The sequence below is a fragment of the Thalassospira lucentensis MCCC 1A00383 = DSM 14000 genome (genome assembly GCF_000421265.1).
GTDB classification, from domain to species: Bacteria; Pseudomonadota; Alphaproteobacteria; order Rhodospirillales; family Thalassospiraceae; genus Thalassospira; species Thalassospira lucentensis.
Genome location: NZ_ATWN01000002.1, coordinates 400,632 through 425,041, shown reverse-complemented (window position 1 = coordinate 425,041; position 24,410 = coordinate 400,632). Strand labels below are relative to the sequence as shown.

The following is a 24,410-nucleotide window of genomic DNA, read 5'->3' as shown; positions in this document are numbered from 1 at the left end:
TATGACAATTCATGACAAAAGGGGCAAAATGCCCCTTTTAACCATACCGCCGCAAGGCCTGCGCGAAACAGCAGCAGGCCAATGACCCCCTTAAACTTTACCCGGCGCGTCGGCGCAGGCCGTTTGGACCGCTGGGGCCGTCTTCCTCAAACCGTTTGCGATCATCTTCTTCAAGCATGCCCAGCAAAACCTTGCGGAACCCTTCGACCGATTCGGCCCCGGCTTCGCGGTAGGCTGCGGCAATCAGCCCGCGTTGCTTTTCAGTGATCTCACGCTCAAGCGCATCGCCCTTGTCGGTCAGGGTCAAAAGCCGCTGACGCCGGTCCTGCAAACCGGTTTTCTGATCGATGAACCCTTCGCGGACCAACTGGCTGAGCACGCGTGACAGCGACTGCTTGGTGATGCGCAGGATCGACAACAGGTCACTGACCGTAATGCCGGGGTTTCGGCTTACGAAATAAATGACCCGATGATGGGCGCGCCCGAAATTATATTGCTCAAGCACCTGGTCTGCGACCGCAGTGAAATCACGGTAGGCATAGAACAACAGTTCGATGCCTTGCCTAAGCTCTTCTTCCCGCAGGAAAAGCGGGTTGACCTTGCGTGTAGAGATATCTGCCATGCTTTTCCGTTATGTCAGTTATATTGACATATTAATCTATGAATGTTACTTCGACCAGACAAATAAGGACATAAAGTTACGCCCAAGAGCGAAATTGAATTGGAATTTGGCAAATGACGACTCCGACCTTCGACAACCGTGACGGTTTTATCTGGTATAATGGTGCCCTTAAACCTTGGCGTGAAAGTACTTTGCACGTGCTGAGCCACGCTGTCCATTATGGTAGTGCGGTGTTTGAAGGTGAGCGGTCGTATAATGGCAAGGTTTTCAAGCTGGCAGAGCATGGCGAACGCCTGATCAAGTCCGGTGAAATCCTCGATATGAATATCCCGTACAGCTCGGCTGAGCTTGATGATGCGGTGATTGAAACCTTGGCTGCCAACAATATCAATGAGGGCTATGTCCGCCGTATTGCTTGGCGCGGCAGCGAAATGATGGGGGTTTCCGCCCAGACAACCCACATCAATGTGGCGATTGCCTGCTGGGAATGGCCAAGCTATTTCGCGCCCGAAGAACGCCTTAAGGGCATTCGTCTCGATCTGTCGAAATGGGCCCGTCCGGCCCCGAATACAGCACCAACAAATGCAAAGGCATCAGGCCTTTACATGATTTGCACCCTGTCGAAACACGAAGCCGAGCGCAAAGGATATGCCGACGCGCTGATGCTTGATTACCGGGGTCAGGTTGCCGAGGCAACTGGTGCTAACGTGTTCTTTATCAAAGATAATCAGATCCACACACCGACCCCTGATTGCTTCCTGGATGGCATCACGCGCCGCACGGTAATTGGCCTTGCCAAGGCGCGCGGGTATGAGGTGATTGAGCGCGCAATCATGCCAGAAGAAATGGCCGATTTTGATGAATGCTTCCTGACCGGAACAGCCGCAGAGGTGACCCCGGTTGCCGAAATCGGGCCGTATAAATTTACGCCTGCGACCGTCTGCAAAGCGATGATGGAAGATTACATGGCGCTGGTGCGCGGTGAGAAAACGGCGGTTGCTGCCGAATAGTTTTTTTTGAATAATCATCGTGATTATTCATTTTCAGTGAATAAACGCCCGGTTCTGATGGACCGGGCGTTTTTTATTGTACGCACATAATCGCCGTGCCGGGGATGGCCCAAGGTGATATCAAGGCGGCAAAGACGACTAACGTGGCAGGCAGCGGCACATTCATGCATAAAAAGTCTGATGATTTAAAATCCGATCATACATTGCTGTATCAAACCCACTCGCCGTTCGCGCGCAAGGTGCTGGTGTTTGCCCTTGAGTGCGGGCTGGGAGCGCGAATTGAAGTTGTGCATCATGAAACCAGTCCGACCAACCGCAATGAGGCGGTCTTTGCCGCCAACCCACTGGGCAAGGTGCCGGTCCTGATCCTGCCAGACGGCATGACATTGTATGATTCGATGGTGATCTGTGACTACCTTGATCGGCTACATTCAGGCCGCAAACTGATCCCGCACAAAGCCCCAAAACGTTGGCATGCCTTGCGTTTACATGCCCTGGCGCAAGGGATGTGCGATGCCGGTGTGCTCTATCGCTGGGAGACCAACCGTCGCCCGCAAGAGCTTCGCTATCCGCCGTTGGCCGACGGGCAGAAGGCCAAATTGATCGAGGCGTTTGACCATCTTGAAACAGCCCTTGATCCCAAAACCCCGGTCACAATCGGTCACATTGCGCTGGCCACCGGGCTTGACTGGATCGCGTTTCGCGAATTGATCGATTTCAAAACTGGCCGCCCGACCTTAAGCAAATGGTATGAGGATTTCTGCGCCCGGGATTCTATGGTTAAAACCCGATTTTCTGGCCAAACCCATGACTGAAATGCGTCTCTTCATTCCATAGAGAACCGAAATCCATCCGGTCCACGGATGGCCTTTTTATTCCTCATACAATATATCCTTGCGCGCGGCAGCGTATGGGGAAGCTCTGACCCCGTGTCGTGGAGGGCCATCACCCAACCCGGAATGGGCGATAGGGCATTCAATTCCGTCGGTATAGGGTTGCGTGAAAGACATTCCCGAGATTGTGGATCACGCTGTCTTTACGTCTTGGGGCTTGGGGCTTGTGATCCCTTACCTTAAAAAGCAGACGGTCCCATTGAGCTGAACTTGGGAAAGGGACCTTCCTCGGTTTTTTAACATGCCCTTTTCGTTTTTCGAGTCATTCAATCTGCAGGAGTAAGCACCGGATTAGTCGAGACAATAGTGAGCGACCGCGCGCCACGAGTCAGCGCAACATACAACTCTTTCTTAGAAAGGGATGCGGCATCAAGGATGATAGCATGATCGAATTCCAATCCTTTAACCAGCAATGTTGTAGCAATAAGCTTACGTCGGCCAACTGGACGGCCCTTGTGACGGAACTCCCCCTGATATTTCTCCGCGGCTTCGGAAAGTGACAGCTCCGGATGTAGTAAGTGCTTGCGGAGAACGCTTAAAACCCTATTAAACAAGTCAGATCTCACAACTTCGATACCGGCCGTTTCCCGTAGCGCCAGAAGAAAGTCCGCCATGGTTGCGCTGTTTGATGCAGCAAGATAGGCATTTGCTGCGCGAGCTGCGAAGGGATTACGAGTATTTGCCCGTACATTGACCAATTCTCCGCGACAGGTCCCCGCTGGAAGTTTCTGCCCAACGGCGGTCATACAACGTTTTGCAAATGTGATAACCTCCCTTAAACTCTCTTCTTCAGTTCGCGCTCGCTCAATTTTCCGTATGAACGAGAAGAGGGCTTTGCCTTCTACTTCCTCAATTGAGGAAAACACACCTCCAAGGTTTCGTGAAAGTATGTGACACTTCTCTTTGTACTCTTGACTCCCCTTGTGAATCGCGATGACCGTGTGTGAACTATCGCATTGAAAATAACGGCACGTATTGCCCTGCGATCGATTCAGCGACTGCGGATCATCATGTGATTGCATGACGCTGACAACCCTTGGAAGATTCATGTTCAAATTGATGGGCTGTCCCTGTTCCAGACGGGTCCGGATAGTTCGAAGCCATGCACCAAGATCACCCGCGCCCGCGTGTATCCAACGATGCGGCACTTCAAGAACACCAAGACGCTCAAAGCTACCTTCAACGTCTTGCCTCCAGTCTATTGGATTTTGTCCCGCGAAATCGAATAGACTTTGCAATGGATCGCCAAGTACCCGACACGGCAGATCACGTGCGAGCTTAAGAACAACGGCGTGCTGGCCAGTCGAGCAGTCTTGGTACTCATCAACATAAAGCCCGTCGTAAGAGGAGCGAACGATCCTACGGATGAATTCGTGATCAAGTAGAAACGAACTCGCTTCATAAAGTTCGCCCCATTGTTCATTGTCGGCGGGACGCTCCGAAACCCAGCCAGATGTTGCTGAATAGGAAAGCGCAAGTCGCAGCGACCAGCTTGCGATTGTCTCGATGCGATATAACTTCTCGCCGACCCCAAGTGTGCGCATTTTGCGCCGCAAGGCGTTTACCCCCGCGTAGGTATGCGTCAGGATCAGCTGTCTTCCAGAGCTTTGTGCCGTCGCTTGGGCAATCAAGTGGGTCTTGCCGAAGCCTGCGGGGGCCATGACAAATCCAGCCCCACGGTAAGCTGCTAGAATGTCTGACAGCTCACACATCGTCGATCCAATTCCGCAAACCGTCTAGCTGTCGGACCAAATCGCACCCACGGATAGCCTCGTCCCTAAGGTGACCGGCAATAACGAGAGCCCACTCTTGGCTCCAAGCCTGCCGTTTGAACCAGTCGCCTGTCTTGGCCGCCTTTCCGAGTGCAGTTCGAAGCTCTCGAGTATCAACCCATCTAGCAAAGTCTCGGTTGAAATCTTGACCGAACTGAGTTCTAAGTTGGTCGAGCAAGCTTTGGTCGTTGCCCCAGATTTCCCTCGCCACTTCAAATGAACTCATCACACCTGCCCACGGAACGTCGAAGAAAATACGTTCTTCTATTGAGAGCTCATTATCCCATTTCGTGACAGTTATGCTGGCGTCCCTAAGCGCTTGAGCATCTGCTTCAGAAAAAAGATTTGGTGCATCAGAATCCGCGAGAACAGCAACATCATAGCCAAGCTCTTTTATATTCTCAGCAATGTCCTTAATTTTCCCCGCCCCATTCGCATCGAAAAGAGCTACTCCCCTATAGGCGAACGACTCCATATGTTCTGATGTATGCCAATAATCATCAAGGCCGCGTAAAAAGCCTACTTCAGTAGCGCCTTCACAAACAACGATCTTAGGAGCAAGAAACGCCTCGGCACCAACACGTATTCTTCCCTGAACGGCCTCTGCAATTGCAGGCTTTTTAGCCGCAACAACATTGATTAGACCACCATTGCGATGAACGATGTGAAGGTCGCCAACATTTAATTCTCGGAGCACCACAGGAGAATGAGTCGTCAGGAAATATTGCCCTGTAGCATCTTCCTTAAAGTGCTTCAGAAGACGCGCAATACGGTGTGGCTCAAGGCCAACCTCGACCTCATCAAACAACGTGATATGCTGTTCGCGCAGAGCCTGTTTCTGTAAGCCCGTCGTTAGCATCCGTTTTGAACCGAGCCCAAGCTGTCGCAGCGGCATATCGCCATCGTGCAACGCGAGCCCACCGATCCGAACATTGATAGCATCAGTATCAAGGTGAGTCTTGTAGGATGCAGCAACATTAACACCGAGTGCACGGGCTGTGGTTTCAGCGGCTCTCGCTACTGCATCAAAGTCCGCTAAATCCGCCCCTCGCCGATTATCCAATGCCGCTTTGGCCGCACGCGCAACACTGGTTAACGATGACGTGATGTTCTCGGTTTCAGTCAACTGACTCAAGATCGATCCACGCGACCAAGTAAGATGTCTGTCAGACACAGCTCCGATCAGACTAACAGCAACTTTGGCTCTGTCAGACGCCTTGAACTGCACCCCTTCATCTTCAGCATTCTTGATAATCGACCATGAAGGCTCAAGATCATCAGCAACATCAAGGCGAATGCGCAATACATCTTCCAAACCCTCACCGGGATCAATCATTAGCTTGCGTGTTTCGAGATTCCAGCCACAGAGCCAGTGACCATATTTTTCTAGGTCTCGGAATGCATCAGGCAAATCGCCTAGAATGGCCTCTATCCTTATGTGCCTCGATGGGTCGCAAAGATGAAAATCCGCATCGTCGAAAGAAAGATTCCATTGGGGATAGAATAAGCGACGCAAGGCTTCAAGAATTGTCGATTTGGTTGAATCTCCTCGCCCAATCAAACACACAATGTTCGCATTAGGGATCGCCCAAGCCAGCTCACTAATACCTCGGAAATTCCTTATAGACAGAGAGCGTATTTTCATATGGCAATCCCCTCTTTGTATATCCCGCAACGCATACTTAAAAGAACTTTGATATACAAACAATGCAACTAAAAAGGGGCTCCTCCATTATCGTATTTTCAATTTCTCGGTCTATTCAAGCTGACTGAAGGCGAAATCATTCTATTGAAAAGCATGATGTGAACGCCCCGACATCTAAGCTAGCTGAATGCTTAATTAACCAAACGAGGTGGCCACCAGCATGCGACATAGCCACGCAGGATTATAGCCCGGACGATGCCCCTCCTTTGCAGGTCTGTGTCCTTGTTGGAACACAAAAACGGACGGTCCAGTTTGCACCAGACCGTCCGTTTACACGTGTGTTGTTACGTGGTTTTCAGGTTACTTGGGCGTTGCGCCGACCGAGCCTTGCGGGGCTTCGGGGGTGGTGGGCAACTCCGTTTCGCCGACATAGGCGTCGGGCAGATTGTGGTCGGCGTCATGTTCTGTCTCGAACCACTGTTTATAGCGGTACATGACAAGATGATCGCGTCCCAAGGCTCTGAGTAGCCCATACATCATCACAAGGATGACAAAGGCAAACGGGAAGCCCGCCACAACGGCCGCCGCCTGCAGGGCCGATAGCCCGCCTGCGACAAGCAAGATGGCGGCAATCACCCCCTCGGTCATGGCCCAGAACAGACGTTGAACGCGCGGCGGGTTGGTGTGCCCACCTGCGGTCAGCATGTCGATGACAAAGCTGCCACTGTCTGAGGAGGTCACAAACCAGACAACGATCATGACAATCACCACAGCGGTGACAAACTTGGTCAGCGGCAGGAATTCCAGCAACTTGAAGATCGCATTGCCGTAGCCCTGCTTGGTGGCCTCAATCAATCCGGGATCACCCAGAAGTTCCATATGGATCGCAACCCCGCCAAAGGCGGTGAACCAGAAGAACAGAATGACGATCGGAATGAACAGAACACCCAAGGTGAATTCGCGGATCGTGCGCCCACGTGAAATGCGGGCGATAAAGATACCGACAAACGGTGACCACGAAACCCACCATGCCCAATAGAAGATGGTCCAGCCAACCTGCCAGTTGGTGCCGGAATAGGCTTCGCTCCAGAAGCTGAGCTGGACCAGATTACTGACGTAGTTGCCGACATTTTCAACAAAGCTGTCGAAGATATAGAGCGTCGGGCCGGTAATCACGATGAAGGCCAGCAGGACAAAGCTGAGCTGAATGTTGAAATTACTGATCCGCTTGATCCCACTGTCGAGCCCGGCCATCACCGAAATGGTGGCAAAGATCGTAATGATGCCGATCAGGATAATCTGAACCAACAGCGTATCGGGAATACCGAACAACCCATTGAGCCCGGCACTGATTTGCATCACGCCCAGCCCCAGCGTGGTAACGATGCCAAACATGGTACCAAAGACCGCAAGAATATCGACCGCATGCCCCCACGGACCATAAATGCGTTCGCCGATCATCGGATAAAGTGCTGAGCGGATCGAAAGCGGCAAACCTTTGCGGTAATGGAAATAGGCCAGCGACAAACCAACGATGCAGTAGATCGCCCAACCGTGAATGCCCCAATGCAGGAACGAAATCGTCATTGCCTGCTCGGCCGCGGCAATGCTTTCTGCCTCGGCCATCGGGGGTGCAAAGAAATGATACAGGGGTTCAGCCACCGCCCAATAGAGCAGGCCAATGCCAATCCCCGCACTAAACAGCATCGCCGTCCATGAAAACAGCCCGTATTCGGGGGCTTCACTTTGCGCGCCAAGACGGACCCGCCCATAAGGACCAATCGCCAGATAAAGACTGACCACCACCGCCAGATTGGCAACGATGATCAAAAACCAACCGAAATAATCCGCAATCGCGGACTGGGCGGTTGTGAAAACCAATGCTGCTGTGTCGGTGAAAAACGCGCCGAACACGATGAACCCCAAAATCAACAAGGCCGAGATGGAAAACACCGGCTTGCAGACATGGGGGAAAGGCCCAAGCGGACCCACCTTCATTTTGTCTTTCATACTTACCTCACTGTGCCGGGTATCCAACTTTTCGTTGTGTATGCCCCATGATCGACGTCAGAGTTCCCCCAACGCCAGATGATCAACAATGCGGTCTGCACCCGAACCAGACCACCAGGCGGCTTATAATTTGAACATTCGGTATTGAAGCTGCGCCGGTCTGTCTGTCCCACAAGACTACCGGCGCAGCTTCTTTACTCCCCTCGCGGGAAGCGTTGTTTTTCTTCGACTTCGTTTAAGTCCATGTGATTGCGCATGTAGCGCTCGGACGCCTTTTGCAGCGGCTGATAATCCCACGGGAAATAGGAGCCATTGCGCAAAGACTCATAAACAATCCAGCGGCGTGCCTGACTTTCGCGGACACTCGCATCAAAACTGTCGATGTCCCAGCGGGCGGCGCGTTGCGCGCGGAACTGTTCGAGCTGTTCGGCACTGGCCGCATCAATGGCCGCATCAATGGCAAGGTTTTTTAGCTCATGCGGGTCGGCCTCAAGATCAAACAACTGTTCAGGATCAAGCGGGCAATAGGTGTATTTCCATTTGCCTTCGCGGATACAGACCAGCGGTGCATAAGACCCCTCGGCGGCATACTCCATCAGAACCGGCTCGGTGCGTTTGGTGCCCGAGAAGCCCGGCAGGAGACTTGTGCCGTCCGTCCATGGCATGATTTCATCGAGTGAAATACCGGCCAGATCGGCCACCGTCGGGGTGACATCAAGGGTGGAGACCGGATCGGTGTAGCAGCCCGGTGTGATGTTGGGTCCAGCCATCATCAGGGGCACGCGGGCCGAGCCTTCAAAGAAGCTCATTTTAAACCAGAGGCCGCGTTCGCCCAGCATGTCACCATGATCAGACAGGAACAGAATGATGGTGTTGTCGGCCTGCTCGGTGCGTTCAAGCACATCCATGATCTGACCGATTTTATCATCGATATAGGACACATTGGCAAAATAGGCCTGACGCGATCGGCGGATATTTTCGCGCGTGATGTCAAAGGCGGTATGGTCGCTTGCCTGCAACAGACGTTTTGAATGCGGGTCCTGTTCGTCAAACGCGAACGCGCCGATTTCAGGTTCCAGTTCCGGGCAGTCTTCGTACAGGTCCCAGAATTTCTTGCGCGCGACGTAGGGATCGTGGGGATGGGTGAAGCTGACGGTCAGGCACCACGGGCGTTCATCGTGACCGCGCGACAGATCATAAAGTTTATGCGTGGCGTTATAGGCGACCTCGTCGTCATATTCCATCTGGTTGGAGATTTCCCCGACCCCGGCCCCGGTCACCGAGCCGAGATTGTGATACCACCAGTCAATGCGTTCACCCGGTTTGCGGTAATCGGGCGTCCAGCCAAAATCAGCCGGGTAAATATCGGTGGTCAGGCGTTCTTCAAAGCCGTGCAACTGATCGGGCCCGACAAAATGCATCTTGCCCGACAGGCAGGTGTAATACCCCGCGCGGCGCAAGTGATGGGCATAGGTCGGGATGTCGGAGCAAAATTCAGCGGCATTGTCATAGACCCGTGTGCGACTGGGTAATTGCCCGGCCATAAAGGATGCGCGCCCCGGTGCGCAAAGCGGGGATGCCGTATAGCAATTTTTAAACCGTGCGGAACGTTTCGCCAGCGCGCGCAGGTGCGGCGTATGGAGGAAATCAGCCGGACCATCGGGAAACAAAGTCCCGTTTAACTGGTCGGCCATCAGGATCAGGATATTCGGGGACTTCATGAAACGAATGCACTCCGGGACAGGGATGGAAAGCGCGCATTTTTCAAGCATTGCCGGGGGACCCAAATGAGCCTCATGCGGAATGCTCTTGACGTTGAATGCGGAACGATCATTAAATCCACAAATCATTGCGTGATGAAACCCGCTGATTTTTAATCACTCACATAAAGAATTTTTATGTCACAACGCCCGCTTGATATTGGATGGTTGCGCATTTTCGAGGCGGCCGGACGGCTGGGCAGCTTGACGCGCGCGGCCCATGAACTTGGCCTGACCCAGCCTGCTGTCACCTATCAGATCAAGCGGGTTGAGGAACAACTGGGCGTATCATTGCTGCGCCGGTCACAAGGCGGAAGCCGGCTGACCGATGCGGGCGAGATTTTGTTTCAGGCGGTACAGTCGAGTGTGGAAAGCATTGATAAGGCCGCACGCGATACGCGCCGCACGTCAAAGGTGCCCGCGGTGCGCATCTTTACCGATTTCGGATTTGCCGCATTCTGGTTGATGCCGCGCGTGACCGATTTCCGCCGCCTGCATCCGGAAGCGGAGGTCCATATTGTGGCGTCACAGGGACTTGAAGATGCGCTGGAGCGCGACACGGATGCCGCGATGCTGTTTGGCGCGCGCGAAGATTTCCCCGACACCGCACGCCTTTTGATCCCCGAATGTGTGGTGCCGGTCTGCACGCCGGGATTTCTCGAACGGTTTGGCCCGTTTGACAGCCCGGCGGACTTTGCCGCCGCCCCGTTGTTGCATCTTGAAACCACCGGAAAATCGCGCTGGCTGACCTGGGCGACGTGGCTTGCGGCCCATGGGGTGACACGCCCCCCGGCCCAAGGCGACCTTGGCCTGAATACCTATGGCTTTGTGATACAGGCCGCCTTGGCCGAACAGGGGGTGGCGCTGGGCTGGCGAGGCTTGGTTGATCCTCATCTTGATCAAGGCAGCCTTGTTGCGGTTGGCCCCGACGTCACCCGCAATGACCGGGGATACTGGTTGGTGCCCAGTACCACCGCCAATCCCACCGCCAGCCCAACAACATCGGTTTTGCTTGATTGGTTGATGAATGAGACGTGATTGAGCGCCCTAGCCGTCTGTGGATACCGTTAGGGATTTCAATTGTTCAATGTCACCCTGCATGCGGCTGAGCTTATCTGACACCAGTTGATAGGCATCACTGCCCAGCAACAATTGGGCTGGCGGGTTTTGATCGTTGATCAAGGTGAGCACCGCAGCGGCCAGCTTTGCCGGATCGCCGAGTTGTTTGCCGCTTTTTTCCAGACGGGCTTGGCGGATCGGTTCAAACAAGGCGTCATAATCAGCAATCGACCGATCGGTGCGCACCATGGAGCGCCCGGCCCAATCAGTTCTGAAAGAACCGGGGCAAACAGCCGTCACATGCACACCAAACGGTGCCATTTCGGCGCGCATGACTTCGGAAATGCCCTGTAGGGCGAATTTACTGCCGCAGTAATAAGCAATGCCGGGCATGGTGATCATACCACCCATCGAGGTGATATTGACAATAAAGCCCGCACGCCGTTCGCGAAAGCGCGGCAAAAAGGCCTTGGCCACCGCGGTTGCGCCAAACACATTGACCTCAAACTGATGGCGCAGCTCGTCCATCGGGGATTCTTCAAGCACGCCTTCATGGCCATAGCCGGCATTGTTGATCAGCACATCGACCGGTCCAAAATCGGCCTCAGCCTTGGCGACCGTTTCAGGGATGGCATCGAAATCGGTGACATCCATGCGCACCACGTCGATATCGGGCAGTTCAGATGTCAGGTGTACCTGTGCGCCATCTGATCGGACCGTGCCGATCACGGCATGGCCTGCTTCAAGGGCGGCTTTGGCAATGGCAAATCCGAAACCGGAATTCGCGCCGGTGATAAAAAATCGTTTGGTCATAGATGTAATCCATTCCTTGACATGATTGGGCGACACACTGTCAAATATTCTTAAAACGGACCCATATCTACGCCACTTACGCTGCCATTCTTGCCCAATCCTATGAAAGCATATGATGACCGCATATCAGCCCGCCGAGCTTGCCCGGCTTGCCGCACAGCTTGCGCCCAAGCAGGGGTATAATTACCAAGCCCTTCCGGGGGTGCGTGTGCTGCGCAGTGAAAGCGTGCTGCATAATGTGCCGGTGCTCTATCAGCCGGGTGTGGTTTTTGTCTGTCAGGGCAGCAAGCGCGGTGTGCTGGATGGTGATGTCTTTGTGTATGACGAAGCGCATTATTTGGCGGTTTCAGTGCCGGTGCCGTTTCGCATGGAATCAGATGCCAGCCCGGAACAGCCGTTGCTTGCGATCTATTTGGATTTTGACATGCGGCTGGTGGCCGAACTGATCGATATGCTTGAGGGATATGGCAAGGTGCCGACAACCATCCCGGCGGCCGAAAGCCTGATTTCAACGCCGATTGATAAAACCATCCAAGATATTTTGCACCGGTTTTTGAGCATGTTGCAAAGCCCGGTTGAAACCGCTGTTTTGGGCGATGGGCTGTTGCGGGAATTGTATTTTCGTATTCTGACCGGGCCGCAGGGCCCCAAAATGATGACGGCCCTTGCCCAACGTGGGACGGCAGGCAACATTCTGCGCAGTCTTGGGTATCTGCGTACCCACTTTACCCATCCGCTATCGATTGCGGATTTGGCGCAACAGGCCGGGATGAGTGTGCCGTCCTATCATGCGCATTTCCGCAAGCTTCTGGGCAGCAGTCCGATCCAGTATATCAAATCCATGCGCCTGCATGAGGCCAGGCTGTTGCTGGCCCGTCATGGACAGACGATTGCCGAAGTGGCCAATCGGGTCGGCTATGTCAGCGCATCGCAATTTAGCCGAGAGTTCAAACGACATTTTGGCAAAACCGCGTCCGAGGAAGTGACCTGGATGAAACAGCATCTTGGCGAATTACCCCCGGAACAGCAGTAGCAGCCCATAGAGGTAGCATAAGGCCAATTGGCTTCTGGCGGGAGTGTCCATCAATTACATCAAGACGGCCTTGTCACGTCGGCCCCGAGGTCACGCGCAAGGATCGCGGATACTGGCTGGTGCCCAGCCCGACGGCGAGCAAGACAACGTCCACATTGCTGGACTGGTGGATTAATGGGACGTGAGCACCAACGAAACGGATGGCACGTGTGGGTCGAGATTCCCGCCTTCGCGGGAATGACGATGAGATGTCGCGTTACGGACAGTTGGTTTTGGCGGTATCAGGCGGCGGCAGCAGCCTTGAGTTTCGCAGCGTGGGTGGCAACGAAATCCTCCATCGAGATTTCACCCATATCCACATTCTTTGCGACTTCGCCATGGATGACGGTCACATCGGTAATCCCGATAACACCGAGCAGCAGTTTCATGTATTGCGGGGCAATATTGCGATCGGCAATCGGAGAACCTTCGCCGTAGGCACCACCAGATGCGACAATCAGGGATGCTTTCACCCCGGTGACAAGGCCCGTACCATCGAAACCAAGCGTAATGCCCTTGCGCACGATGTGATCGACCCAGGCTTTAAGGTTGGACGGGATGTTGTAGTTATAAACCGGTGTCGAAATTACGATTTCATCTGCTGCCAACAGCTCTGCGACCAGTTCATCAGACAGCTTTAGCGTTGCTTTCATTTCGGGCGTCTGAGATGCGGGCGGGGTGAAATATGCCGCAAGCCACGGCATGGAAATGTGCGGAATAGACGTTTCGACCAGATCGCGCACCGTGACCTCGCCTTTGGGATGTGCGGCTTTCCAGTTGGCAATAAAGTTTTGCATCATGGTGCGTGAAACGGACGAAGCCCCCCGCGGGCTGGCTTCGATGACAAGAAGTTGCGGCATTGGATTTTCCTGTAGTAATGGGGGTTCAGACCCTCGACACCGCGTTCGCGCAGCGGCCGCGGCATCTGGTTGATGGCAAGATAGATCGCCCAAAACTTCATGAAAAGTGATATAACAACGATAATATCCATCTGTTTTGGTGATACATCATGATTGGAAATCTTAGCCTTGATCAATTACGGGTCCTGATCTGCATTGCAGATACTGGCAGTTTTTCGGCCGCCGGTCGGAAATTGAGCCGGGCGCAATCGGCCATCAGTCAATCGGTCGCAACGCTTGAAGATATGCAGGGCGTGATTCTTTTTGACCGCAGTGGTCATCGTCCGGCATTAACCGAGGTCGGACGCGTTCTGGTGGCAGAAGCAAGGGCTGTTCTGGCAAGTGCTGCCCGTTTCGAAGCGGTTGCCGCAGGGACACGCGCCGGACTTGAGCCGGAGCTTGGACTGGCGATTGATCCGCTGGTGCCATCCGCCCCTCTGATCGACAGCCTGCGTGATTTGCACCTGCGTCACCCCAATCTGCCGATCAGTTTTTCGACCGAAGGGCTTGGCGGTGCCTTACGCCGATTGCGCAGCGGCGATGTTTCGCTTGCGATATGCCTGTTACTGCCATCTGTCCCGGAAGATGTCATTGCGACCTCCTTGTTCAAAACCAGACTGATACCGGTTGTCGCGCCGCCCCATCCGCTTGCAATGCTGGGGCGGACGATCACACACGGCGATCTTGAGCCGCATATTCAACTGGTTCTGTCTGATCCGGTGGACCGCGATGGTGCAAGCTATGGCGTCACGGGGGCGGCACCGTGGCGCTTTGTCGATCTGGGACGGCGTATGGATTTTTTGCTGGCGGGATTTGGCTGGTGCCGTATGCCAGAACACCTTGTGTCCGAGGCGCTTGGCGCACAAAAGCTTGTGCAGCTTGATCTGGCAGACGGATTGTCAGACCCCGAAGAGATGCTGACAATTTATGCCGCACATTTGTCGGGAAAGCCCCCCGGACCCGCCGGGCAATGGCTGCTTGAAGATATAAAACAGCGGCTTTTGTCGCAGGGATAAGAGTTTTTGCACCGCAATTACCCTGCGACGTTATCCTATGGCCAGTTGGCCTCAGGCGGGAGGGACATCAGGATGGCTTCGGTGTTGCCGCCGGTCATCAGGCCAAAGCGTGTGCCGCGATCATGGAGCAGGTTAAATTCGACATAGCGGCCGCGCTTGATCAGTTGTGCGCGGCGGTCATCATCGGTCCAGAGTTTATTGTAATGGCGTTTGACCAGTTCGGGATAAATGTCGCGAAACGCGATGCCGACGTCCTTGGTAAAGGCAAAATCCGCATCCCAATCGGCATCAAGATAATCATAGAAAATCCCGCCGACCCCGCGCGCCTCATTACGGTGGGGGAGCCAGAAATATTCATCGCACCACTTTTTAAAGCGGTCGTAATAATCATCCCCATGGGCATCGCAGGCGGCCTTGAACGCGCCGTGGAAATCATTGGTGTCGGCATCATCGGGGAAGACCGGAGTTAAATCCGCCCCGCCGCCAAACCATGCCTTGGTGGTGACGATATGGCGGGTGTTCATATGCACCGCCGGGACATGTGGGGAGCATGGGTGTGCGACCAGTGAAATGCCCGCCGCCCAGAAATTGGGGTTTTCGGCGGCACCGGGGATTTCAGCGCGGAACTTTTCGGAAAATTCGCCGTGCACGGCCGAGATATTGACCCCGACCTTTTCAAACACCCGGCCCTTCATCACCGACATTTCACCGCCGCCTTCCCCCGGACCACGTTCCCAGACGGTGCGATCAAAACGACCGGCGGGACGATCCGACAGCGGGCCGGTGTAGCTGTCTTCAAGGGCCTCAAACGCGGCACAGATATCGTCGCGCAATTGACGGAACCAGTTTTGGGCGGTTTGTTTGCGCTGCGCGATGAGGGCTTCGTCAGCCGTGTGATCGGCATTGGCCTTCATCGCCTTTTTTGCAGCAGTTTTTGCGTCCGTCATTGCGTTACTCATTCCGTTCATTCACTTGGTTGGCTTGAAGGAAAGCCATTCGTCTGTCTGAGCGCCTCGCCCAGGGTCATTGCCGTTGCCATTGCCACATTAAGGGATCGCATTTCGGGCTGCATCGGGATCACCACGCGCGCATCGACATAGTCATGCACTTGGTCTGGCACCCCTTTGCTTTCCGAGCCCAGCATCAGAACATCATCGGGGCGAAAGTCAAAATCGCAATAGGGTTCAGCGCCCTTTGTGGTCAGCAGAACCAACCGTCCCGGCACCGTACCATTTTCGCGTGCGGCGACGAAATCGCGCCAATCGGCGTGGCGTATATAGTCCGCCTTGTCGATATAATCCATGCCCGCACGTTTCAATGCCGCCGAGGTCAGCAAAAATCCACAGGGCTCGATAATATCGACCGGCAGCCCAAAGCACGCCGCCATGCGCAGGATGGTGCCGGTGTTTTGCGGAATATCGGGTTCAAACAGACAGATTCTCATGGGCGTTCTTTGAGGGTCCTTGTGAACCGACAACGGTGTCGCGCGCGTCAGCTTGTTTCAAAGTTCGGAACTGTTTTATCCACACCGGGCCGTCCTTGGCCAACTTAAATCGACAATTTTCCGATTTTATTTACCCGATATCAGCCCGGTGTCGCACCGCGTTGGTGCCGTTCTTGCGCCCGTTTATCGCCTTTGGCGCAATCGTCTTGTCACATCGTTTTGATGACGTGGTCAGAATCGCCGCGATGCGAAGAGCCTATGGGTCTTCAAAGTTATAAAATTACCGACAGAAACCCGCATTAGACTTATTTGGAATAAGAAAAGGTAAGACCGCATCGTCTTGGTTGAAAAGGGCGGATAATCGCGCAAATACGCTAGGTTTTACGTATTTGTGCAGTGCAAAACCAGATGATCTTATCGAATGCAAACAATTTGCAACTCCAAGTTCTCCTTAACAAACCTGTTTTTTGTTAGTATACGAAGCTCGAAACAGGCCTAAAGGCTTTTGGCGGCTGGATTGTTTGATTTTCATCAAGGGAAATTAACCATCTATGCCCTAAGTCTGGCTTTGGGCATTCCGCATGCCTGTTTTGGGGGCAGAAAGAGGAAGACATTATGTCGCAATCGGTGCATTCATCCGGCGAGCATCAGCCGGACGAGAACCGCAGGGATTTCCTGACCTTGGCGACCACCGCAGTCGGCGTTGTTGGCGCTGGTTGTGCGTTGTTGCCATTCGTGGACAGCATGAATCCGTCCAAGGACGTTCTCGCGCTGGCTTCTGTTGAGGTCAACCTGTCCAACATCCCGGTTGGTCAGGCCGTTAAAGTAATGTGGCGAGGCAAGCCTGTCTTTATCCGCCATCGTACAGAACGTGAAATCAATGAGGCCAACGAGGTCGCATTAAATGAACTTGTCGATCCGCAAAGTGATGACGCGCGTGTCGAAAAGAAGGAATGGCTGATCGTTGTCGGCGTGTGCACCCATCTGGGCTGTATCCCGATGGGCACCGCCACCGGGGAAGCCCGTGGCGATTATGATGGTTGGTACTGTCCGTGCCATGGCTCGCACTATGATACGTCGGGCCGTATCCGCCGTGGTCCTGCGCCGAAGAATCTTGAGGTGCCGACCTACACCTTCCTCACCGACACATCCGTCCGGATCGGCTAAGGAGCTGTATGATGAGCGCACCTCAATGGAATAACAAAGTGGTGAAATGGGTTGATGACCGACTTCCGGTGATCTCCATGCTGCACCACTCCGCATACGAATATCCGACCCCGAAAAACCTGTCCTATATGTGGAACTTCGGTTCTTTGGCCGGGTTTGTTCTGGTCACCATGATCCTTTCGGGGATTTTCTTGGTGATGAATTATACGCCGCATACGAGCATGGCGTTTGAATCAGTCGAACGCATCATGCGTGATGTCAATTACGGCTGGCTGATCCGCTATATTCATATGAATGGCGCATCGATGTTCTTCATCGTTGTCTTCCTTCATATGTTCCGTGGCCTGTATTACGGGTCATACAAAGCGCCGCGTGAAATGCTGTGGTGGATTGGTATCCTGATCCTGCTGGCAATGATGGCAACCGCGTTTATGGGCTATGTCCTGCCGTGGGGCCAGATGTCCTTCTGGGGTGCGACGGTTATTACCAACCTGTTCTCCGCCTTCCCGATCATCGGCGATCCGCTGGTGACCTGGCTGTGGGGTGGGTTCTCGGTCGATAATCCGACGCTGAACCGGTTCTTCTCGCTGCATTATCTGATGCCGTTTATCATTCTGGGCCTTGTTGTCCTGCATGTCTGGGCATTGCATAGCGTGCGGTCGAACAACCCGACCGGCGTTGAGATCAAAACCCCTCAGGACAGCATTCCGTTCCACCCGTACTATACGATCAAGGATCTGTTCGGTATGGGCGTGTTCCTGATCTTCTTCTGCGGGTTTGTGTTCTTTGCACCTGATTATCTTGGCCACCCGGATAACTATATCCCGGCCAACCCGCTGGTCACACCTCCGCACATCGTGCCGGAATGGTACTTCCTGCCGTTCTATGCGATCCTGCGGTCAATCGATTTCACCATCTTTGGCATTCCGGCAAAGCTTCTGGGTGTGCTGGCGATGTTTGCATCGATTGTCATCCTGTTCGTTATTCCGTGGCTTGATACCTCCAAGGTACGCAGCTCGAAATTCCGTCCGGTTTACAAGTGGTTCTTCTGGCTGTTTGTCGTTGATACCTTCATCCTCGGCTATTGCGGAGCGAAGGCACCAGATGACTACTTCATGGGTGTACCGGGACTTAAGGTCATCGTGATGGGCCAGCTTTCCACGCTTTACTACTTTGCGCATTTCCTTGTGGTCATGCCATTGGTTGGAAAGATGGAACGACCCAAACCGCTTCCGGCTAGCATTAGCGAATCTGTTTTGAAGGAGGGTGCAAATGCGTAAGTTCGCACTGACCGCAATTGCAGCCGCCTTCGCGGTAACTGCATTCACCGGTGGCACAGCCAAGGCAGCCGGAGACGCCCCGGTTCCGGCAGCACAGGATTGGAGCTGGGACGGGATTTTTGGAACCTACGACCGTGCGCAGCTTCAGCGCGGTTTCCAGGTCTATAAAGCCGTTTGTGCCAGTTGCCACAGTCTTCGTTTCATTGCGTTCCGTAATCTGGACGGCATTGGATTTAACGAAGATCAGATCAAGGCGATTGCGGCGGAATATGATGTTGAAGACGGCCCGAACGATGATGGTGACATGTTCACCCGTCCGGGCAAGCCGTCTGACTACTTCCCGTCGCCCTTCCCGAACGAAAAAGCTGCGGCGGCTTCGAACGGTGGGGCCATTCCGCCCGATCTTTCCCTTATGAACAAAGCCCGCGTTGGTGGCCCCGATTACGTCTTCGGCCTTCTGACCGGCTATGAGGAAGAAGCCCCTGAGGGCTTTGACCTTGCTGATGGGAAACACTACAACCACTACTTCCCGGGTCATCAGATTTCCATGGCACCGCCGCTTTATGACGAAGCGGTCGAGTACACCGATGGAACGCCTGCGACCGTGGAACAGCATGCACGTGACATTTCGGCCTTCCTGAACTGGACGGCGCAGCCTGAACTTGAAGCCCGCAAAGCACTGGGCATCAAGGTCATCCTGTTCCTGATCGTTCTGACCGCGATGCTCTATGCGGTGAAACGTAAAATCTGGCGCGATATCGAACATTAAGTTCGTATCCCTCAGACTGACAAACGAAACAGGCCACCGAATTTCGGTGGCCTGTTTTTTGTATCTGCCGGGTCGGTAAGACTCACAACATTTACGTTTAAAGTTACCATCCAGATTCAGATCCACCTCCCCGACCTTTGGTCAGGCTGAAGTTTCTTCCCACCCTTTTGAAGCCGTACCAAGGTGTAGGAAGAAATATCCCGCCTAACCATCATCAGGTTTCAAACGGAACTTCCAGCCCGGCAAACGGGTCTTGGCCAAACTTTTGTGCGTAAAGTTGGGCAAAGACTTTCATCCAGGCCAGTTCGTTTTCATCCGGCCCGGCGGGTTCTGCTGGTGCTGATGGCGCACCAAACATTTCGGCATGCATTTCGCCAGATGTCGGACGGTTTGCCGGGTCAAAGACCTCAACCTCGATAATTGCGCCATAGCGTTCTTTAAGAGCTTGGGAGACCTTCTCGCTGGCATAGTCGGCAAAGGCCGCACCGCTCAGTCCGGTCTGTTCGGCAAAGGCCACCGCGCGCTGGAATGCACCGCCATCGGAAATTTTTGTGCCGGTAAACCCAGTATTCACACCGATCGTGCCAACCAATTCACCATTCAACCGGAAAGCTGTATGTATTGGTTGTGCATTTTGCCAAGCCAGTTGGGCTTCGCTGTCATATTCAAGTTTACGGCGGAGAAAATCGCGTTCTCGCTGTAGCATTTCCTCTGCCATTTTATCGTATTGTCCGCCCTGAACACGCGGCATATCGGCCAGCGATATCGGCACACCGTTCTGCAATGCATATTCCGTCACCCGCACCTCCTATCCTTAAGATTGCAGGCTCAATCAGCAATATCCGTACCAATTGCAGATAGAGATTAGGAGGCCACGTCCGATATCAGTCGGTAGACTGGGTATTTCATCTGGGTACTTGCCGCGCGGTATGCCATCATCACGGCCATTCAATACGTAAAGTAATCGACAACCAGCTGATCAATTTCGCCAGTGTCCCGCATTTGGCGCAGGACATCATCAAGATCATCGGCAAACTGATCGCGGTATGGCCAGGCCCCATCCGGATCGTAGCCAAAGGCGACATAGCCAAATTCCTGCCCGATGATGGCGGTTTCATCAATGTTGCGCGACTGTTCCTTATCCACGGCCAGTTCGCGCAGGCCCGCCAGAATGGCCATGCGTTCATTGACATAGCAATCAACGCGTCCAGCCATCAGAAAGCGCAGGTTGCTTTCGGTGGTGTTGGCTTCTTCAAGCGTGATCTCGCCCGCCGCCACCATGTCAAAGAAGTCCTCACCCGCCAGCCGGTACCCGGCATTGTTGGCAAAGCGCGCGCCCGTGAAATCGTCCGGGAAGACCCGCAAGTCGTGGCTTAGCACGTAGTCCTTGCTGCAAATCGCCACCACGGTTTCGCTCAGGATCGGGACGGAATAGCGTTCGACCCAGTTTCGGTCATCGCGCAAATACGGGGGAAAGAACGCCATGATCTGCCCCGATTGCAAAAGATCCATGCCGCGTTTAAACGGCACATTTTCAAACCGAAGATCATATTGCGGCATCTTGTCCACAGCCGCCTGCAGGATGCGGACATAAATGCCCGCAGGCGCGCCATCAGCATCGAGGAAGGCATAGGGTTTATTGTTGTCTTCGCCGTGCAAGACAACGGGAATGACATCCTGCGCAACCGCGATGGACGGTACTGAGATGGACTGAACCAACACCCATGAGGCCAAGGCTGCGGCGGTAGCTTTGGCGGGATGCTTCCGGATGCGGTTGGGCTTCATGCTCGGTAATTCTTGTGAGAGATCATACACATTATGTCACTCAAACTGCGCGGGCTGTCAAATGCGACACTGTAACCATATGCTTCACATATGGTGGCGGCATCTCGATTTCACAGGCTCTATTTCCCGATCCGGCTACTTCCCGGGCTGGCTATTTCCCAGTTTGGCAGGATTTTCTGGTTTGGGCGTTGTCCGCCGCGTCTTGGGCATGATGCAGATCGTCGCACTGTGACGCGGTGTCGTCAAAATGCTGTCGATTGCCGTCAGCCGGGCGCAGTGGCGGCACGGTGACGGGAATATGGACCAGACGGCGTTTACGGGCCGGGGTGCCGGTGCTGGCGTACAACTGTTTCCCGGCTTCGACGATGGAAACCCCGGCGAAGGCCTTGAACAGTCGCGATCCGATGTTTTCAAACGCCTGCGACCAGCGCAGCAAAAAGCGCCGCCGGGTCGGGGGGATGAAAAGGGCGCGGCTGTGCTGAACCGGCAGGAACATGTTTTCGCGCATCAGGTTTTGCAATTGCGTCACACTGTGCGGATGCCCAAAGCCAAACGGGGTGCTTTCCGACCAACTCCAGAGCGAGCTTCGGTTGGGTGTCACCACAATAATCCGGCCATTGGGGGTTAAAACCCGCCAGCATTCGCGCATCAGGCGACGCATGGAATCGGTATGTTCGACCAGATGCACCACCAAAATACGATCCACCGAACTGTCGGGCAGTGGCAACATGGTTTCTTCGGTCAGGGCAACATGGTTGTCTTCGCCCGCGGGCCAATGCACACAGCCCTGCTGGGCGGGCATGAAGGCCATGACGCGTTCGGCCTCGCCAATGAACGGGCGCAAATAGGGTGTCGGATAGCCAAAGCCAAGCACGCGCAATCCACGCACATCCGACCACATCAGGCGCAGACGCCTGCGGATCAGACGCCGGGCGGCCTGCCCGAGAGTGCTGGCATAAAAACGGTGAAGATCAACGACATCCTGACGCATGGCTGGACTTTAGCACCCTATCGGTCCTCACGGAAACAGCTTTGAAACGACCCTGTTCATAGAATGTCAGAAAGTTTGATCGTTGGGTGATTGTTTCAAGACAGTTGATGCTGATACTGTGGAGCACATCACATCATCATCAGGTCGAGGTCCCCTTATGGCTGCGGGCGAAGTTATCGTTATTCCGTGTCTTTCAGACAATTACACCTATCTCGTGCGCTGCCACCGCAGCGAAATGACCGCGATCATTGATCCGGGCGAAGCAGCCCCTGTGATCAAGGAACTTCAAGACCGCGACTGGCAACTTGATCTGGTGATCAACACGCACCACCACCACGACCATATTGGCGGCAATGCGGAATTGATGGAGAAATACGGTGCGAAGCTTCTCGGCCCAACGGCGGAAAAAGCCCGCATCCCGAACATGGATGAAATGGTTGCCGAGGGCGATCAGGTTTTAATCGGGGAGCTTGAAGGTCGGGTGTTTGACGTGCCGGGCCATACATCCGGGCATATCGCGTTTTACTTCCCGGCGATTACTGCCCTGTTTTCGGGCGATAGCCTGTTTGCGCTGGGCTGCGGGCGGTTGTTTGAAGGAACGCCCGAACAGATGTGGCAGTCATTGCAAAAGTTCCGCAATCTGCCCAACAGCACGCAGGTTTACTGCGGGCATGAATACACCCAATCCAATGCCAAATTTGCCAAAACGATTGAGCCCGATAACGCGATCCTTGCCGCGCGCTGTCAGGATATTGACGGATTGCGCGCACGCAATATCCCGACCGTTCCATCGCGGATTGATGTTGAGCTTGCGACCAATCCGTTCCTGCGCGCAGATCACCCGGATGTTGCCAGGGCACTGGGCATGGAGAATGCCAGCCCAACGGAAATCTTTACCGAAATCCGCAAGCGCAAAGACAATTTCTAGAACGTTCTTTGGTTATTGCATCTGTTTGAACAGCACATTCTGATCAAGCAGATAGCGCGAAAACAACGGCAGACTTGCCGCCCCGATGGCGCGCGCGGCACTGCCGACCTGCCCCTGTTCGATGTGCGGGCGGGCGATGCCCTGAAGATCAAGGTCGGAGATCGCAGCCCGGGTTGCCGCGACAATGCGTGCACAGACATCGGGCGGAAAACCGCCATCGACAATCACGGCTTCGAAATCAATCACCGAGCAGACCGAGGTGATGGCAAGGGCAAGGCTGCGCGCGGTATGGCTGATCCAGATATCAAGCGTCTTGCCGAGTTCCGCCCAGTACGCCGGATCGCGCCACAGCATCGCCGGATCACGGCCATCGCGGGTCAGCATTTCTTCGAGCACAAAGATAGATGCCTGATCAATCAGCTGGCTGGCGTGGCCGCTGCGTGACGAAACCGGCATGGAGCCAAAGGCCCCGGCATTGCCCGTGCGGCCGGTATAAAGTGCCTGATTGAGCACAACGCCGCCGCCAATGAACGAGCCAATGAAGAAATAGGCGAAATCGGTATAGTTCGGGCCAAGACCAAACACCAGTTCGGCCCCGCAGGCCGCCGTGGCATCATTTTGCTGAAACACGGGGAACGGGACGATGGCGCCGATGGTGTCGATCAAATCGACTTCGCGCCAGGCATTTAAGTCCTCAATCGGGGCGCCGACTTCTTCGCCCCAGTTCCAGAGTTCAAAGGGTGCGGCAATGCCAATACCAGCGATCCGGGCCTGTTGGGGGGCACTCAGGGTCGCGGTGATTTTGCCAACCGAGTCGCGGACAAATTGGCGAATGCTATCGGGTGTGGGGTATTTGTAGGCTTCTTTGAGCGATCCACGCACGGTGCCGACAAAATCAAGCAGGATCAGTTCCGCACTGCGCCGCCCGATCTTAAGACCAAAGGAATAAACCCCGTCAGGATTAAGCGCCATCGGGACTTTGGGTTTGCCGACCTTGCCACGCACAGGCTCGCCACGCATCAGAAGGCCGTCTTTTTCAAGGCCGCGCATGATGACCGATACGGTCTGGGCCGACAGACCCGAAAGCCGGGCGATTTCGGCCTTGGACAATCCGGCGTTCCGACGCACCAACGACAGCACCAGCCGTTCATTATAGGCGCGCACGCGCAACTGATTTGCCCCGCCGCCCGGATGCAGCGGACGTGCAGCCTGATCTTCCGTCCCTGTCGGATCAGGATTGGTCGATAGTGACGCAGTCATAGAGTTCCTCCCACTCGAGGCTTTTCATGCCTCATTGAGTAAAAGAGTGACAGGATTAATTAATAAATCAATCGGATTTATTAATTGACAGCTTCGCGCAATTGGTGTGTCCTGTAGTCCGAACAGGTTGAAGGCCCACTCAAACAATGCGCGCTACGACCTGTTGAAGAACAACCAACGTCGGCCTCATCAGTCGACAATTCAGGTAAAATCCT

22 protein-coding genes are annotated in these 24,410 nt (G+C 54.2%); 9 read left to right on the top strand and 13 right to left on the bottom strand.

The window, feature by feature from the left end:
* Window positions 1-97 precede the first annotated feature (97 nt).
* Window positions 98-622 (bottom strand): MarR family winged helix-turn-helix transcriptional regulator, encoded by a 525-nt coding sequence (locus tag K355_RS0106090; protein ID WP_022731228.1) that lies wholly within the window; start codon window positions 620-622, stop codon window positions 98-100.
* 113 nt (window positions 623-735) lie between these two features.
* Here K355_RS0106090 and K355_RS0106085 point away from each other — a divergent pair, with 113 nt between their 5' ends.
* Window positions 736-1,632 carry a branched-chain amino acid aminotransferase gene (locus K355_RS0106085; protein ID WP_022731227.1) on the top strand — a complete coding sequence of 299 codons (897 nt, stop codon included), beginning with the start codon at window positions 736-738 and terminating at the stop codon, window positions 1,630-1,632.
* Between the two features lie 164 nt (window positions 1,633-1,796).
* Window positions 1,797-2,447, top strand: a complete 651-nt coding sequence (locus tag K355_RS0106080; RefSeq protein ID WP_051145955.1) for a glutathione S-transferase family protein — start codon at window positions 1,797-1,799, stop codon at window positions 2,445-2,447.
* A gap of 344 nt (window positions 2,448-2,791) precedes the next feature.
* Here K355_RS0106080 and K355_RS0106075 read toward each other — a convergent pair whose 3' ends face one another.
* The 4 genes from K355_RS0106075 to betC form a co-directional block, all read right to left on the bottom strand.
* Window positions 2,792-4,186, bottom strand: coding sequence for a UvrD-helicase domain-containing protein (locus tag K355_RS0106075; protein WP_211219020.1), 1,395 nt, complete (start codon window positions 4,184-4,186; stop codon window positions 2,792-2,794).
* A gap of 43 nt (window positions 4,187-4,229) precedes the next feature.
* Window positions 4,230-5,942 carry an ATP-dependent nuclease gene (locus K355_RS23245; protein WP_022731224.1) on the bottom strand — a complete coding sequence of 571 codons (1,713 nt, stop codon included), beginning with the start codon at window positions 5,940-5,942 and terminating at the stop codon, window positions 4,230-4,232.
* A 360-nt stretch (window positions 5,943-6,302) separates the two neighbouring features.
* Window positions 6,303-7,952, bottom strand: coding sequence for a BCCT family transporter (locus K355_RS23240; RefSeq protein ID WP_022731223.1), 1,650 nt, complete (start codon window positions 7,950-7,952; stop codon window positions 6,303-6,305).
* 194 nt (window positions 7,953-8,146) lie between these two features.
* On the bottom strand, window positions 8,147-9,673 hold the full coding sequence (betC, locus tag K355_RS0106060; protein ID WP_028791379.1) for a choline-sulfatase: 1,527 nt from the start codon (window positions 9,671-9,673) through the stop codon (window positions 8,147-8,149).
* 177 nt (window positions 9,674-9,850) lie between these two features.
* Between betC and K355_RS0106055 the strand changes: the two genes are divergently transcribed.
* A complete protein-coding gene (locus K355_RS0106055; RefSeq protein ID WP_022731221.1) occupies window positions 9,851-10,750 on the top strand; it encodes a choline sulfate utilization transcriptional regulator in 900 nt (299 codons plus the stop codon).
* 9 nt (window positions 10,751-10,759) lie between these two features.
* On the opposite strand, the gene K355_RS0106050 is transcribed toward K355_RS0106055, so the two are convergent.
* Window positions 10,760-11,584 (bottom strand): oxidoreductase, encoded by an 825-nt coding sequence (locus K355_RS0106050; protein WP_022731220.1) that lies wholly within the window; start codon window positions 11,582-11,584, stop codon window positions 10,760-10,762.
* 112 nt (window positions 11,585-11,696) lie between these two features.
* Here K355_RS0106050 and K355_RS24830 point away from each other — a divergent pair, with 112 nt between their 5' ends.
* Window positions 11,697-12,617 (top strand): AraC family transcriptional regulator, encoded by a 921-nt coding sequence (locus K355_RS24830; protein ID WP_022731219.1) that lies wholly within the window; start codon window positions 11,697-11,699, stop codon window positions 12,615-12,617.
* A gap of 281 nt (window positions 12,618-12,898) precedes the next feature.
* Here K355_RS24830 and K355_RS0106040 read toward each other — a convergent pair whose 3' ends face one another.
* Window positions 12,899-13,516 carry an FMN-dependent NADH-azoreductase gene (locus K355_RS0106040; RefSeq protein WP_022731218.1) on the bottom strand — a complete coding sequence of 206 codons (618 nt, stop codon included), beginning with the start codon at window positions 13,514-13,516 and terminating at the stop codon, window positions 12,899-12,901.
* Between the two features lie 149 nt (window positions 13,517-13,665).
* On the opposite strand from K355_RS0106040, the gene K355_RS0106030 reads away from it, so the two are divergent.
* Window positions 13,666-14,571: a LysR family transcriptional regulator gene (locus K355_RS0106030; protein ID WP_022731216.1), complete on the top strand. Its 906-nt coding sequence runs from the start codon at window positions 13,666-13,668 to the stop codon at window positions 14,569-14,571.
* 35 nt (window positions 14,572-14,606) lie between these two features.
* On the opposite strand, the gene hemF is transcribed toward K355_RS0106030, so the two are convergent.
* Window positions 14,607-15,518 carry an oxygen-dependent coproporphyrinogen oxidase gene (hemF, locus tag K355_RS0106025; protein ID WP_022731215.1) on the bottom strand — a complete coding sequence of 304 codons (912 nt, stop codon included), beginning with the start codon at window positions 15,516-15,518 and terminating at the stop codon, window positions 14,607-14,609.
* A 17-nt stretch (window positions 15,519-15,535) separates the two neighbouring features.
* A complete protein-coding gene (locus K355_RS0106020) occupies window positions 15,536-16,015 on the bottom strand; it encodes a tRNA (cytidine(34)-2'-O)-methyltransferase (RefSeq protein ID WP_022731214.1) in 480 nt (159 codons plus the stop codon).
* A gap of 615 nt (window positions 16,016-16,630) precedes the next feature.
* Here K355_RS0106020 and petA point away from each other — a divergent pair.
* The 3 genes from petA to K355_RS0106000 are packed head-to-tail and all read left to right on the top strand — an operon-like array spanning window position 16,631 to window position 19,231.
* Entirely contained in the window at window positions 16,631-17,182 is a 552-nt protein-coding gene (gene petA, locus K355_RS0106010; RefSeq protein WP_022731212.1) for a ubiquinol-cytochrome c reductase iron-sulfur subunit, read from the top strand.
* An 8-nt stretch (window positions 17,183-17,190) separates the two neighbouring features.
* Window positions 17,191-18,462 carry a cytochrome b gene (locus K355_RS0106005; RefSeq protein WP_081649465.1) on the top strand — a complete coding sequence of 424 codons (1,272 nt, stop codon included), beginning with the start codon at window positions 17,191-17,193 and terminating at the stop codon, window positions 18,460-18,462.
* Window positions 18,455-19,231, top strand: coding sequence for a cytochrome c1 (locus K355_RS0106000; protein WP_028791376.1), 777 nt, complete (start codon window positions 18,455-18,457; stop codon window positions 19,229-19,231). The genes K355_RS0106005 and K355_RS0106000 overlap by 8 nt, the downstream gene beginning before the upstream one ends.
* A gap of 214 nt (window positions 19,232-19,445) precedes the next feature.
* Here the strand turns inward: K355_RS0106000 and K355_RS0105995 are convergent, their stop codons facing one another.
* The 3 genes from K355_RS0105995 to K355_RS23230 form a co-directional block, all read right to left on the bottom strand.
* Window positions 19,446-20,030 (bottom strand): hypothetical protein, encoded by a 585-nt coding sequence (locus K355_RS0105995; RefSeq protein ID WP_022731211.1) that lies wholly within the window; start codon window positions 20,028-20,030, stop codon window positions 19,446-19,448.
* A 149-nt stretch (window positions 20,031-20,179) separates the two neighbouring features.
* A complete protein-coding gene (locus K355_RS0105990) occupies window positions 20,180-21,016 on the bottom strand; it encodes a substrate-binding periplasmic protein (RefSeq protein WP_022731210.1) in 837 nt (278 codons plus the stop codon).
* Window positions 21,017-21,167: 151 nt separating this feature from the next.
* Window positions 21,168-22,007, bottom strand: coding sequence for a methyltransferase domain-containing protein (locus K355_RS23230; RefSeq protein WP_022731209.1), 840 nt, complete (start codon window positions 22,005-22,007; stop codon window positions 21,168-21,170).
* A gap of 157 nt (window positions 22,008-22,164) precedes the next feature.
* Here K355_RS23230 and gloB point away from each other — a divergent pair, with 157 nt between their 5' ends.
* Complete coding sequence (gloB, locus tag K355_RS0105980; protein ID WP_022731208.1) at window positions 22,165-22,935, top strand: hydroxyacylglutathione hydrolase; 771 nt, start codon at window positions 22,165-22,167, stop codon at window positions 22,933-22,935.
* A gap of 12 nt (window positions 22,936-22,947) precedes the next feature.
* Here gloB and K355_RS0105975 read toward each other — a convergent pair whose 3' ends face one another.
* Complete coding sequence (locus K355_RS0105975) at window positions 22,948-24,195, bottom strand: ROK family transcriptional regulator (RefSeq protein ID WP_022731207.1); 1,248 nt, start codon at window positions 24,193-24,195, stop codon at window positions 22,948-22,950.
* Window positions 24,196-24,410 lie beyond the last annotated feature (215 nt).